This window comes from Vibrio sp. UCD-FRSSP16_30 (assembly GCF_001676025.1).
In the GTDB taxonomy this organism is placed as follows: domain Bacteria; phylum Pseudomonadota; class Gammaproteobacteria; order Enterobacterales; family Vibrionaceae; genus Vibrio.
On the sequence record NZ_LZFW01000057.1, the window covers coordinates 48,479 to 61,859 of the forward strand.

Annotated in this window: 10 protein-coding genes and 1 riboswitch; of the genes, 3 read left to right on the top strand and 7 right to left on the bottom strand. The window is 43.8% G+C overall.

Features of this window, described 5'->3' with window-relative positions:
• Positions 1–7 precede the first annotated feature (7 nt).
• Both A9260_RS13695 and A9260_RS13700 read right to left on the bottom strand, forming a co-directional pair.
• The gene (locus A9260_RS13695) at positions 8–700 is read right to left on the bottom strand and encodes an iron-sulfur cluster assembly scaffold protein (protein WP_068699849.1); all 693 of its coding nucleotides are present in this window, start codon (positions 698–700) and stop codon (positions 8–10) included.
• Between the two features lie 145 nt (positions 701–845).
• A riboswitch (Fluoride riboswitch) is annotated at positions 846–913 on the bottom strand.
• A gap of 280 nt (positions 914–1,193) precedes the next feature.
• Positions 1,194–2,123 carry an endonuclease/exonuclease/phosphatase family protein gene (locus A9260_RS13700; RefSeq protein WP_068699851.1) on the bottom strand — a complete coding sequence of 310 codons (930 nt, stop codon included), beginning with the start codon at positions 2,121–2,123 and terminating at the stop codon, positions 1,194–1,196.
• A gap of 122 nt (positions 2,124–2,245) precedes the next feature.
• Here A9260_RS13700 and A9260_RS13705 point away from each other — a divergent pair, with 122 nt between their 5' ends.
• Entirely contained in the window at positions 2,246–3,298 is a 1,053-nt protein-coding gene (locus A9260_RS13705; protein WP_068699855.1) for an aldo/keto reductase, read from the top strand.
• Positions 3,299–3,358: 60 nt separating this feature from the next.
• Complete coding sequence (locus tag A9260_RS13710; RefSeq protein WP_068699857.1) at positions 3,359–4,252, top strand: hypothetical protein; 894 nt, start codon at positions 3,359–3,361, stop codon at positions 4,250–4,252.
• A 95-nt stretch (positions 4,253–4,347) separates the two neighbouring features.
• Here A9260_RS13710 and A9260_RS13715 read toward each other — a convergent pair whose 3' ends face one another.
• A complete protein-coding gene (locus A9260_RS13715) occupies positions 4,348–5,226 on the bottom strand; it encodes a DMT family transporter (protein WP_068699859.1) in 879 nt (292 codons plus the stop codon).
• Positions 5,227–5,429: 203 nt separating this feature from the next.
• On the opposite strand from A9260_RS13715, the gene rlmF reads away from it, so the two are divergent.
• The gene (gene rlmF, locus A9260_RS13720; protein ID WP_068700066.1) at positions 5,430–6,383 is read left to right on the top strand and encodes a 23S rRNA (adenine(1618)-N(6))-methyltransferase RlmF; all 954 of its coding nucleotides are present in this window, start codon (positions 5,430–5,432) and stop codon (positions 6,381–6,383) included.
• Between the two features lie 23 nt (positions 6,384–6,406).
• Here the strand turns inward: rlmF and A9260_RS13725 are convergent, their stop codons facing one another.
• Genes A9260_RS13725 through A9260_RS13740 form a run of 4 tightly spaced genes read right to left on the bottom strand, consistent with a single transcriptional unit; the run spans position 6,407 to position 13,199 of the window.
• Positions 6,407–7,177 (bottom strand): efflux RND transporter periplasmic adaptor subunit, encoded by a 771-nt coding sequence (locus A9260_RS13725; protein WP_231892602.1) that lies wholly within the window; start codon positions 7,175–7,177, stop codon positions 6,407–6,409.
• A 3-nt stretch (positions 7,178–7,180) separates the two neighbouring features.
• Complete coding sequence (locus A9260_RS13730) at positions 7,181–9,178, bottom strand: preprotein translocase subunit SecA (protein ID WP_068699861.1); 1,998 nt, start codon at positions 9,176–9,178, stop codon at positions 7,181–7,183.
• Positions 9,171–11,312 carry an efflux RND transporter periplasmic adaptor subunit gene (locus A9260_RS13735; RefSeq protein WP_068699863.1) on the bottom strand — a complete coding sequence of 714 codons (2,142 nt, stop codon included), beginning with the start codon at positions 11,310–11,312 and terminating at the stop codon, positions 9,171–9,173. The genes A9260_RS13730 and A9260_RS13735 overlap by 8 nt, the downstream gene beginning before the upstream one ends.
• 6 nt (positions 11,313–11,318) lie before the next feature.
• Entirely contained in the window at positions 11,319–13,199 is a 1,881-nt protein-coding gene (locus tag A9260_RS13740; RefSeq protein ID WP_068699865.1) for an HlyD family efflux transporter periplasmic adaptor subunit, read from the bottom strand.
• Between the last annotated feature and the right edge of the window lie 182 nt (positions 13,200–13,381).

Sequence of the window (13,381 nt, forward strand, 5' to 3'; positions counted from 1 at the left end):
TCTTCGCTTACTGTTGACGTGGGTTGATAGTTTTAACAGCTTCATCAAAACGGCCGTATTGACCACTTGCTTGAGTTAGAGCTGTTTCTGCATCAACGCCTGCGTCGAGTGCTTTCATGAATTTACCAAGGTTCATGTATTGGTAACCGATAACTTCACCGTTGTCATCAAGACCCATTTTAGTCACATAACCTTCAGCGATTTCCATGTAACGAACGCCTTTCGCTTTAGTTGAGTAGCTAGTACCCACTTGGCTGCGAAGAGTTTGACCTAGATCTTCTAGTGCTTCACCCACTTCCAAACCGCCATCAGAGAATGCAGATTGAGTACGGCCATAAGCGAATTGAAGGAAGATTTCACGCATTGCAACGTTGATTGCATCACACACTAAGTCAGTGTTCATTGCTTCAAGAATGGTTTTGCCGGTAAGAATTTCAGACGCCATCGCTGCTGATTGAGTCATACCTGAACAGCCGATAGTTTCGATAAGTACTTCTTCAATGATGCCTTGTTTAACATTAAGAGTTAGCTTAGCTGCGCCTTGTTGTGGAGCACAACCACCGACACCATGGCTAAGACCAGAGATCGCGATAACTTCTTTAGGGTTAATCATGCGGCCTTCTACTGGGATTGGAGAAGAAGCATGTAGGTCGCCACGTTGAATTGGGCACATTGATTGAATTTCGTCTGTGTAATGCATAGTGTTTTCCGCTCTAACAAATGAATTAAGCTTGGGAAAACAGTGAACAGAGGGGTTGGAATGAAATTATTGAAACGCCCTACCAAACCGAGTACCACAAAGGCACTAGTTACAATTACCCTAGGATAATAAGTCACTGTTTTCGATCTTAGTAGGAGTCATCAGCCAGTAATCTGGCGGTTAAGTAGGTGGAACCCCATCACCTGTGCAAATAATGTAGGTGATACAGAACACATTCACAATAAATAGCGGTGAAACCTAACATTACCAATATGAAACAAGATTCTAGGTAAACTTTGCGTTCAAACAAGTTATTCCAAAAACCCCATATATATCAGCCAGATGAGTTGCTTGATTTGATAGCCAGATCACAAAAATCGGCTAATTTGCAGAGAAAACAATCATAACAGCAACATTAGATGATTACCATTCTCATTTGCGTTTTTAATATAATTTTACCTTATGTTTTCTACAGCGCTTTTTAGTGGTGGATTTAACCGCGCTCTTTGACGGTAACGGTGACAATACCATGATCACTCGCCATACGATCGATGGCGTAAATGGGGTTAACTAGGTGGCTATCTAACACTGAGTACTCACTCACTTCATACAGACAAGATGCACTATGGCAGTCAAATTCATCAGACAACATGATGTAATCTAAAACGCTGCCTTTAGCCCCATAATAATGAGTCGCAATAAAAGCACAGGGTTCTGTTGCGAGTAAAGCGCTGTGAGTTAGCCCTGTCTCAGATGAGGTTTTCTCATCATTGTGGGTAAAACCACTAAATTCAGCACTATGAATATCTCGATTAAAATCCCCCATTAATAGTTGCGGATAACCATACACATTTTTACGTCGCGTAAGAAACGCACTTAAAAAGCGAGCTTCCAATCCTCTTTGCATAGTGGAACGCCAGCGTTCTACATCCATTAAATATTCATTTGCCTCACTGAGGGCCTTTGGTCGTTGGGATTTAAAATGCACCACAACCACATCAAGCTTGCCAAGATTAGGCACTTCCACCAGCGCATGTAATGGCGCGCGACTGTATGAAAAACCCAATTCTTTGGCTGCCAAAGGATCATTAGCGACCGCCTCAACTGATAGCAAAGGAAAGCGAGAGGCAATGCCGACAACAGGCTCAGAATAAATATACTCATCTTCAATATGAGGCTTATCCACTACCGCAAAGTAGGGATAACCTAGCGCGTTTAATTGCTGTTGTAATTGCGATGGGCTGAACACTTCTTGGAAACCAATAATATCAGCATCAGTTTGCTTTATTTGGTCATGGGTCCACTGCTGCTTATCTTGCCATTGCGATGCGCTATAGATGTTTTCAAAATCATAATAAGCCCCCGGCGGAGCTAGGTAGTTAAATAGATTGAAGGTAGCAATGGTAAATTGATGTGGGTGCAAAAAATATCCTTGCCTGATAATTGCTCATAAGCTGATACCAAGATAACTCAAGTTACTGGTTTCAGCGAGTTTCATGGAGTATCTTAAATGCATAATTAGGAATAAAGGTAGGAGAACCCAAAATGGAGTATGCCAAACTTGGCCACAGCGGACTGGATGTATCTCGCGTCTGCTTAGGAAGCATGACTTGGGGTGTTCAAAATAATCAACAAGATGCTGATCTGCAAATTAACTATGCTCTAGAGCAAGGTGTTAATTTTATTGATACTGCTGAAATGTATGCCATTCCCGCTACCCCTGATACCTACGGAAAAACCGAATCTATTATCGGTGACTGGGTTTCTAGACATCAATCTCAAAGACAAGATGTCATCATTGCCAGCAAAATTGCTGGACCTGGAATGCACTGGGTTAGGGACGGCGGTCCCATTACTGGCGAATCGGTGATTGCCTCAGTAGAACAATCTCTTAAACGATTACAAACCGACTACATCGATCTTTATCAATTGCATTGGCCTAATCGTACCTCGCCACACTTTGGTAAACAGTGGCCAAATCAATTTAGCTTTACCGAAGTTGATACCCAGGCCCAACGCGCGCAAATGCTTGAAATACTGCAAGCCTTAAACGAATGTATTGCAGCAGGGAAAATTCGCCATTGTGGACTCTCCGATGAAACCACATGGGGAATCAGTACTTATTTAGAGCTCGCAGAAAAACACAGCTTGCCGAAAATGGTATCAATACAAAACGAATTTAGTCTCTTGTGTCAAAAAGATTGGCCTTATCTTATTGAGCATTGTCATCATAATGATGTGGCTTATTTGCCTTGGTCTCCTCTTGCCACAGGACTGCTTAGCGGCAAATACGCCAATAACGCACGCCCTAACGGCAGTCGCTGGAGTTTGATGAATCCTAGTAGCATTTATAGAAGTTCAGCTCTTGCTCATGAAGCAGTGGCGCAATATTGCCACATCGCCAATGACATCGGCATCACGCCAGCGCAGCTTGCTCTAGCTTGGTGTAACCAAGTACAAGGCGTGACCTCTAGCATCATAGGCGCCACCAGCTTGCCGCAACTTAAAGAGAATATTTCAGCCTTTGACATTACGCTCGATACTGAAACCTGCGAGCGTATCACCCAAGTCATTAAGCAGTACCCTGCCCCTTATTAAACGCCTGCATCTATTTTTTATGGCTGAGTCTAACTCAGCCTTATTGACTGAGAACACTTCATGAGTAATGTACCCATACTGCAACAAACCCCCACACCTACCTTTAATGCCAATCAGCATCGCCTGTTATTTAGCGTTATTGTCATCATACTCACCATTGCCGCAGTATTTAATTTACTGGACCATTACACCCTAACCAAACTTGATGACTCCATCGAGCAAGGCGCAATCGCCTTTGCTTCAGTGCGCAGTATTCATGCCATTATTTCAGTGCTGCAAGGTACTGAAATTAGCCTGCCAGTCTTAACATTAAGTGTTGGTGAAATCTTATCTCCTGCCACCGAAATACTGCAATCAACCTCTGGTGTGTTAACTACGGCGTTAGCCTCTCTGGGCTTACAACGAATTCTACTCGAAGTGTTTACCGCTAAGGTGGTCAACATCACCATCGCGCTCAGTGCATTCGCCTACCTAAGCACGCTTTGGTATCAACCACTGACTCATTTACGTCGCTACACTCAGCCTTTGTTTTTTATTTTGTGCTTCACTCGTTTTCTACTAGTGGCGACATTGCTACTCAATAGCGCTGTCGATGCCTTATTTTTAAACGAGCAAACCGAACAAATCACTCAACAAACGGATTTGATTGCCACCGATCTACATCAATTTAATCAAGATCTATTAAAGGAAAAAGGCGCTAGCAATGAAGAGGACGATAGCTTTTTAGGCAGTGTTAAACAGACTTGGCACACAGTTACCGATGGGCTTAGTGATACCAAACAGGAAATGCAGCAGAACTTTGAACAATTGCAGAGTAAAACCGAATCTTTAGTGGTCAATCTACTGACATTGATTGCGATGTTTGTTCTAAAAACAATTTTGATCCCAATAGGCTTTTTACTATTACTTAAAAATCTTTATTGGCGATTGATCAATCGACTGCCAACCATTTAGATTGAATTTCTATTAGATAAATTGAGCTGCACCTAGGGTTTGTTTTAAGCAAACCCTAGGTGTTTTTTACGCGGTAAATCGGTATTAGAAGGTGATTAGCCCGCAATATCAGAAGCCACTTCAGCTGTGCTTGATTTTCTGCGCCAACGTATCGGCATCAAAGGTACCACAATCATCGCAATACCCATCAAGGTCAATATGTCTGGGATCTCATCAAACCATAAAATGCCAAATATCGTCACAAAGACTAAGCCTGAGTATTCTGCCAAAGCTATTTGGCTGGCTGGCGCTTTCTTATAGGCGATAACCACTAGCGCGTGATAGCTCAGCACAAAAATGTTAATGGCTGCAATCCAAAAAAGGTGATGCCATTGGATGCTTGCCCAAGACGGCAATGCTAATAACAATGCGCCGGGGATGGTCAGCACTGTTGTCCAAAATAAAGTTGATATAACTGACTGAGCCGGCGGCAGACGTTTGATTAATACATTCCCCACCGCCATCGCCAGCGCACTGCCTAATGCAATAATCGCCGCCCAATGAAAATGCTCAGGTCTTAATACCACCAGCACCCCCATAAAACCAATCATGGTAGCAAACACCTTTTTGCGTGCCGGTCTTTCTTTTAAAAACACCATGCAAAGTGGCAACATCAATAGCGGAGCCACATAAAACATGGCATTCGCGGTGGCTAAGGTTAAATGAGTAATCGCCACCATCGCGCAACCACTACCAATAAGGATGAATTGAGCACGCCAAAAGTTTATCTTACCGCAACCAAGCATTCGCTCTTGTTTAGGCAGCTTCAACCACAAAGGTCCAATGATCAGCAAACTCATAACCTGACGGATGAACACATACTGAAAGGTCGGCACTTCACCATTGAGCACTTTCAAAGAGACATCGGAGAGTGATGCTAAGAAGTTAGCCAAGACTAAAAGTAGAATTGCCTGAGTAACCGTTTGAATGCGCATAGTGACCTAAAAATGGAGATGAATAAAAGACGCGCGAAGATAGCAGTCTTTTGATAAGAAATCCAATTTGTATGACAAGCTAAAACTTCAAGTAAAAGCCGACTTAGTTTGCGCAGGTTCTATGATAAGCAGATACTATGATAAAGTGCCGTGATAAAATAACCCCTGCAACGCTAAATCTAACACTGAGTACCCAACACCTGATGAAAAACAATAATCGTTCGCCAAAGAAACCTATCCAAAGTGGTCTTCATCCTCGAAACAAACATCATGGTCGGTACAATATTGAAGCGTTAGTGAAAGCCCTACCCGCCCTTAAAAGCAAAGTCACCTTAAACCCTAAGGGTAAAAAAACCATCGACTTTAGCAATGCCGATGCCGTGTTGATGTTGAATAAAGCTCTGCTCAGTCATCATTATCAAGTGCGGAATTGGGACATCCCCAAAGGTTACTTGTGCCCGCCGATCCCAGGCCGCGCTGATTATGTACACCGACTGGCCGATCTATTAAACGACACCGATGACTCAATTAATGTGTTAGATATTGGCACTGGCGCAAGTTGTATTTACCCCATTATTGGCGCAACGGATTACCAATGGCATTTTACTGCCAGTGATATTGACCCGGTATCAATTAAGGTCGCCACAGAGATTGTTACTAACAATGCGCACCTTAAAGGCAAGATCAGCCCTAGATTGCAAAAGCACGCGGACTCTATCTTTAAAGGCATCATTCAACAGGGTGAGTATTACCATCTCACTATGTGTAATCCCCCGTTTCATAAGTCATTGAAAGATGCTGAACTAGGGACAAAAAGAAAGACCGATAATCTGGCCAAAAACCGAGCCAAACGCGGCTCTCAGCCAATGAATAAAGCGCCTGTATCTGCTACCACAAAATCGACAAAGCTAAATTTTGGCGGACAAAAAGCAGAATTGTGGTGCCCCGGTGGTGAAGAAGCCTTTATCAAAAAAATGGCCCGAGAAAGTGCCGATTTTAAACAGCAAGTGGGTTGGTTTAGTACGCTTATTTCCAAGAAAGAAAACGTTTTTCCCATGAAGAAAACACTGCAAAGCCTAAAAGCCACTGAAATTAAAGTGGTTGAAATGTCACAAGGCCAAAAAGTCAGTCGCTTTATTGCATGGCGTTTTAACTAACTTTATTGGCTGTTTTCTTATCTTTAAATTTTATCTTTAAATTCAGCTTGGCAACGTACCCCAACGGATAAATCCCCAGCATCGTTATTTAAAGAGACCGTCACAGCAAAAGTATTACTGGCCGCATCAATGATGGGGTCAATGATGGTCACTTTGCCTTGATAAATAGAATCACTGCCTAAAGGTGATAATCCAACGCTCTGATTTTTAACAATTTCCCCGTACAGTTCAGCAGGCAACACCACTTCGGCATGAATCGGATTCAGCGTAGCTATACGTAAGAAGGGTTCTTCATCAACAAATTCGCCGGGATCTTTAATGCGCTCAATCACAACACCAGAAATAGGGCTGCGCGTTTGTCTTTGATTTAATCGCACTTTGGCTTCTTTCAATTGAAAGCCCGCCAAGCGCTGTTCGGTGAGCATCTCATCTTGTTCGTTATCTGAAATTAAATTCTTGCGATAAAGATCAGCGTTTCGTTTTACTTTTCTACTGGCAAATTCAAGCCTTGCCTTGACGGTATTCAGCGCCGCGATTTCTAGGGTCGAGTTGAGCTTCATAACCACCTGCCCTTTCTTCACTCGATCGCCACGATTCACTTTTAACTCTTTAATAATGCCTTGTACTTCACTACTTAGCTCCACATCAGAACTGGGTTCTAACAGGCAGCTGAGCGGGGTCACATTTGTGTCGTTGTTATTGACATCATTGATGTTAAGTTGAGTGTTTGCTTGCGCCCAGTGACACGCCAATAGTAGCGCGCTTCCTAACATCCATGTTTGACAGCTTTTCATTATTTACACCTGATTCAGTGAGAAAGACAAAACATCCTGTTGTTGTTCATCATGTTTTAATAATTGCTTACGAACTTGCTGCTGTTGATTTTCAATCCGCTTTTGACAGCGACGAATACAGCTAAACAATAGCTTATTTTTCAATATATTGGGCAGTGGCATTAACACTATTATTCGCATCATCTTACCCCAATAAGGGGTGATAATCTCTTCTTCTAACGACAATACAAACTCGACACTGCCCCTATCTCCTTGCCGTGCACAACGCCCTTCTAATTGCCTGTCAACTCTAGAGGAATCATGCAGACCGGTGATAATGACATGTAAACCTCCTTCTTTTTCTACCTCACTATCTAATTTTATATCAGTGCCACGCCCTGCCATACTAGTGGCAATGGTCACCGTTGATGGTAAACCGGCTTGTTTTACCACTTCCGCCTCGGCCTGATCTTGGCGAGCATTAAGCACTTGATGCTGCACCTCTACATCCTGCAAAAGCTGCGAAAGTACTTCGGAATCTTGCAGTGACTGAGTGCCAACTAAAATGGGGCGCAGACTGTGCGAGTTTATCTCTTTAATGCGCCGAGCAATCTCATGCCACTTCTGTTGTTTAGTGAGCAAAATGTTACAACCGTATTGCTGCCGCTGACTTGATTTATGTGTTGGTACATCCACCACTGGCAATTCATATACACGCCAAAATTCACTTTTCACCTCATCTGCGGTGCCAGTCATACCCGATAAGTGGTGATAAAAACGGAAGAAGTTTTGAAAACTAATGCTCGCTAAAGTCACGCGAGGATCGCTCAACTCACAGCCCTCTTTAATTTCAATTAATTGGTGTAAGCCTTGCTCCCAAGTTCTATCTGGCATGCGCCTGCCTGTATGCTCATCAATGATGACTACTTTTTCTTCATCAACTAAATAGTGCTTGTCACGTAAAAACAGATACTGCGCTGTTAACGCTTGTTTAACCAATTCTAATCGGCGAGTACGACCGTGCCATAAAGGACTCAGCCCTTTAGTTAACTGTTCAATTTCCTGCTCACCAATGGGTGTAAATTCAATCTGTTTGGATGGCTGCCGAATGATGAAATGTTGCTCTTGTTGCAAGGTTTGGCTGATATCAAACGCTTGTAAGTACATACTTTGCTGCTCTAACTGAGGCGCGGCATCACCTGAAATCACCAGCGGTGTTGTAGCTTCGTCCATAAAGACCCCATCAGCTTCATCCACTACCGCAAAATGAAGACCACGCAGCATTAGGCTATCGAGCATTTGACTGTTATCTGCTGGCAGACTTCTTAACGCATGCAGTTGTAGCGCATCGCAGCAGCGGTTAAGTTGAATACCATCTTTTAAATAATCGAAGGCCAGCTCATTGTTGGTACAGTAAACAATGTCCATCGCATACTGCGCCTTACGCTCCGCAACAGTTAACCCTTGAATAATAACGCCGACACCCAGCCCTAGTCGCTGATAAACCGGCGACATCAACTGTGCGTCACGCTCCGTTAAATAGTCATTAACCGTCACAACATGAGTTGGAATTCCGGCAAGAGCAGCGGCGGCCACCGGCAAGGTTGCAGTTAATGTTTTACCTTCTCCCGTTTGCATCTGGCCGATATTGCCATGCAAAATAGCTAAGCCACCCATAATTTGGCTATCAAAATGCCACATTCCTAGCTCTCTTCCTGCAACCTCACGAATCAGTGCGAAAGCTTCAACGGTTAATGAATGAGTCAGCCCATGTCGAAGAAGAGACTGCTTGAGCCTGATAGTCTGTTGATCCAACTGTGCCGAGGAGAGCGCACGATAAAAAGCATCTCTCTTTTTAATGCGCCATAGCAAGGGCTTATAAATCCAAATAGAGGCTCGCAATGGTCGAGCGCAGTAAGCGGTTAACGTACGCCACCAGCGCTGCATTCGTTTTTCAGTTTCGATCACTTTTTGCGGGCGTTCCAATACCGAACTGGGTCTTCTCTGCGGGCGCTTATACATCAAACTGCCTCAACAACAAACGTCTTATTGAGCGATACCAACGATACGCAACCGGCTCAGGTTCATGCTCAAACAGCACATGCACTCGTTCATCAAAGCGTTTTATTGGCGCATTTGAGCTATCTAATTCCACTCTAAAATAGCTTTTATAACTTTTCATTTCCGCCGCGCGATTAGGGTCTAGAACAATAAGCCCACCACCATCGGTCGTTAAAACTGAACTTGGTAAATTGTGCGTAGAGGAAGGCATTTGCCTGATAACAGCACTTGAGTATTGCTGTTTAGGTTGAGAGGCTAATTTAATTGAGACCGCACGAGTCTGATATCTGACCTTATCGATATCATCTTCTGAAATCATGGCAGCAAGAGGCAAACGATCAAAATTTACTACAAATCCAAGTACTTCACCTCGATTGTAATATCGACCGACCTCAAGCTCTCTTTGTGCAAAAACAAAACGGCCTTCTGCTGGACTCACAATCTCTAAATTGCTCATCTGGCGAGTCACATGTTGATACTCCTGCACCAGATACTTCAACTCTTGCAGTAAAATATCCGATTCTGTGCGGTTATTAACGCTTGCCTCATACCTAAATTTAGCTTCATTAACTTGCGCTTTGAGTACTGATTCTCTGGCAATTAACGCCGGGGAATGCAGCTGTATCAGCACATCTTGCTGATTAACATTACGACCGCCACTGACTAATACCTTATCCACAAAACCGCTACTTTTTGCTCGAATATACGAATCTTGAGGGACATAAATCACCCCTTGAGCATAGGTTTGATAAGGCACAGGAAAATAGAACAACAGCAAGGCAATACCGGTTATCACGATGCCACCGCCTAAATAAATTTTAACGCTTTTTCTTCGCATAAGGGGATCTTGTCTTGGTTTTACAATGACTTTAAGGATAGGAATGATCAAACTGCTCATCACTGACCAAATCGCCAGTAAAATGCCAATAATGAAGTACTTACTGGCCACAAACAGAGAAATTGCCACCATCACAAACAATCGATAGATGTAGGAAGCCACGGCGTACAATGCCAGCCAAAATGACTCTGATTTGCTGTAGGCATTGGTGCGCACCGCGCCAATACGAAATAAATAACGTTTAACTAAGTACCCTACCTGCGCATTGCCTCTTGCCGCCAGATTGGGAATTTCAAGAAAATCAGCAAGCACATAATAAGCATCAAATCTAAGTAATGGATTGCCATTAAACAGCAGCGTTGAGATACCACCAATTAACATCACATTGTAGGCCAGTGCGCGAATGATGCCGGGCTCAACTAGTACCCAAATCGTCATGGCCAGCGCCGCAATAAAAAGCTCGGCAAGTACCCCTACTGCGCCCACAATCATTCTTTGATGCTTATTACTAAAAGAAGAAGCCGAAGATGCATCCACATAAGGTACCGGAATGAAAATCAGCAGCATCACTCCCATCTCATGCACTTCACCACCCCAGCGTTTCACCGCCCAGCCATGGCCTAATTCATGGGCTAGTTTGATCACCGGATACACGAGTGCCATAAGAAGTAAATTCTCAAGACCTAACACTTGGTCACTTAAGTTATTAGTCAGCTCGGTCCAATGCAAAGTCGCTAACACTACCCCGAGTATCACCATAACTAGCCAGCACAAAGCGCCTAGTTTTGAAAATAAACATCGCGCAATCCAAGAGGTTGCCGCGAGAAAGCGTTCAGGATCAAGCAAGGGAATACGAACACTTAATGGGGATTTAAGTTGCTGTAGCAGTTTCTTTTTTTGTTCACTTTGATGGCGCTGATGCAGATGTTTGATACTAGGTAACACATTGGTTTGCACCACATTGGCTTTGTTAAGTTGGCCGACTAAGTTGATGACTTCGTCTTGGGTGGGCAGATCTTCTTTTAATTTTTCGCAGGCAATATCCCAGATTTGTTGCAAAGTGCGTTCACCATTCATTAAACCTATCAGTTGATAAGCTTGCGGCGTAAAACGCTGAAATTGCCCTGTAACGTGGTCTTGCAGTACATACCACACCTTGCCTCGATAGACATGACGATGAATATCCGCATGCTTGCGAATGCGTACTTTTAAGTTTGAAACCTTATACCAAGCTGGGCTAAAAAGAGTCTGTGACATGATTGACTAACCCCACCAAGACCACGCTTGTAATCTCATCCACTCCAGCATATCTCGAGTCCAAATATCAAATAACAAACGTTCATCTATCGCGACTTTGCCGATCCCTTCCATTCCGGGCTGAAGTTGTTTTGAAAGATCATTCAAAGTGGCCTCAACGATGAAGTAACTTGCGCCATCAATGGCTTCTGTAACCGGCGTCAATTTACTGACTTCAAACTCAAATCCTTGCTCAGGAAGCGCCGCCAAATAAAGCCGGCCAGATTGACCTAATTGAAGATCCGCTATGCGGCTTTCTGGCACTTGCAGTTTCACTCGGTGACTATTGATGGGTGCAACTTCCAGTAAAAGATCACCTTTATTCACCGCACTGCCCAAACGCTGACTCAAGTCGCCACTGACGACAAGGCCATCGTAGGGTGATAATAAACGGCCGCGATCAAGCTGGCTTTCAACTAAGGCAAGCTGAGCTTGTACCTGACTTTCTTGAGCACTCAAAATGTTAATCTTGGCGCGATCACGAATTGATAATGCCTCCAAGCGCTGACGAACTAATTTACTCTCTTCACTGAGCCACTTTAAACGCTCTAAACGTAAGTCGCGATCGTCCATCTGGATTAACGGTTCACCCTGGATGACCTGATCGCCGGCGCGAGCCATAGCTTGATAAATATAGCCGTCATAGGGGGCAACAATGGCTCTTTGTACTGCGCTCTCAATCTGCGCATTAGCGGATAATTTGTATTCACTGGTGGTAGTGGCAAGTAAGTAACCCACGATGGCAATACCAATGACAAACAACTTACGCCCTAGAAATTTAGGGCCGAATAGCCTGCCCAATTGCTTATTGGTTGCATCGTAGACTTTTCGATACACTGGGCGATCATTAATCTGTTTATCTTCGAGTGTTGGCAGAATCAAACTGATAATACTTTGGCACAGCTCTGATTCCTCTACGCTCCATATTTGCTCAGATTTTCCCTCTACCACTAACGCGCCATAGATTTCGCCACGTAAATAAAGAGGAATTGACATAATGCCAATCTCGCCTTGAGCTGCCGATAATGTTTGATGAGCTTGAATAATGAGCGGTTCATCGGTGTCGGTGTTGGGATAACGAATGATTTCGCCCTGATCGACACATTCATCCATCACCCTTTCAATTTGACGAACATGATTCATCTTCTGCCCAAACTGAGCACTGTGAGAAAGGTGTTTAAGGTGACAACGGCTTCTTTTGTAATGACCAATACTCACTCGATCACAATTGAGTAGCACCGCAAGCTCAGTCACCGCGCAAGTCGCCGAAGCGCCGTAACTCGATTCCGACAATACCCTTGCCAGAATATCGACTCGGGTTGAATAAGACTGTTGTTGCCGCTTTGCTTTGCGCGCCCGCAGTTGATGCTCTGCCACCTCAATCCCTGCCGCGCTCCATTGCAAAAGAGTTAAGCTCTGGGTGAGCTCTGCTTGAGAATGAACCTGCACTGCAAAGCAGGCAAAAGCTATAAGCTGTTTTTGCTCATCAAGTATTGGGTACAGCAAGCCAAAAGTTTCACTATTCGGGTCTTGTTGCTCAACTTGTGCGGTTTGTGTGGATGAGGATGCTGATGCTGATGCTGACGAAAAAGTAAAACGCATCACTTGTGGCTGCATTGCTTGCTGATTGCTATCAAGTAACTCGGTTAAATGGCTAAAGGTCGGATGCTGAGGTTGAAAGCTAGCAACAGGAACCAATTCATCTTTGATTGGAAGGTAGATTACCGCGGACTGCAATCCGGCAATAATCGATTTATGTTTGGCAAGCCAATCATAATAGTAATCGTTTTGCGGCGCGCAAGACTCATCGGTCTCTTGAACCGGCGTAGCTTCGACCTGTTGAGTCATAAAAAGTCCTTATCAGCACACTACGTTGACCAATCCTATGGTCTATGCCTTTGCTCTAACTGCAATCAATACTACGCACCAATAGATACGCAAACTATTGATAAATTTAGTCTTGTTTATTTGAAGTGTCTAGGTAATACGAAAAAATACTGTGCCAATGACTGCGCACAGTATTTTTGCTT

Excerpts from the sequence above, each read along its gene's own strand:
- A9260_RS13695 (WP_068699849.1), bottom strand. The coding sequence starts at position 700 with ATGCATTACACAGACGAAATTCAATCAATGTGCCCAATTCAACGTGGC.
- A9260_RS13710 (WP_068699857.1), top strand. The coding sequence starts at position 3,359 with ATGAGTAATGTACCCATACTGCAACAAACCCCCACACCTACCTTTAAT.
- A9260_RS13730 (WP_068699861.1), bottom strand. The coding sequence starts at position 9,178 with ATGTATAAGCGCCCGCAGAGAAGACCCAGTTCGGTATTGGAACGCCCG.
- A9260_RS13715 (WP_068699859.1), bottom strand. The coding sequence starts at position 5,226 with ATGCGCATTCAAACGGTTACTCAGGCAATTCTACTTTTAGTCTTGGCT.
- A9260_RS13705 (WP_068699855.1), top strand. The coding sequence starts at position 2,246 with ATGGAGTATGCCAAACTTGGCCACAGCGGACTGGATGTATCTCGCGTC.
- A9260_RS13725 (WP_231892602.1), bottom strand. The coding sequence starts at position 7,177 with ATGAAAAGCTGTCAAACATGGATGTTAGGAAGCGCGCTACTATTGGCG.
- A9260_RS13740 (WP_068699865.1), bottom strand. The coding sequence starts at position 13,199 with ATGACTCAACAGGTCGAAGCTACGCCGGTTCAAGAGACCGATGAGTCT.
- rlmF (WP_068700066.1), top strand. The coding sequence starts at position 5,430 with ATGAAAAACAATAATCGTTCGCCAAAGAAACCTATCCAAAGTGGTCTT.
- A9260_RS13735 (WP_068699863.1), bottom strand. The coding sequence starts at position 11,312 with ATGTCACAGACTCTTTTTAGCCCAGCTTGGTATAAGGTTTCAAACTTA.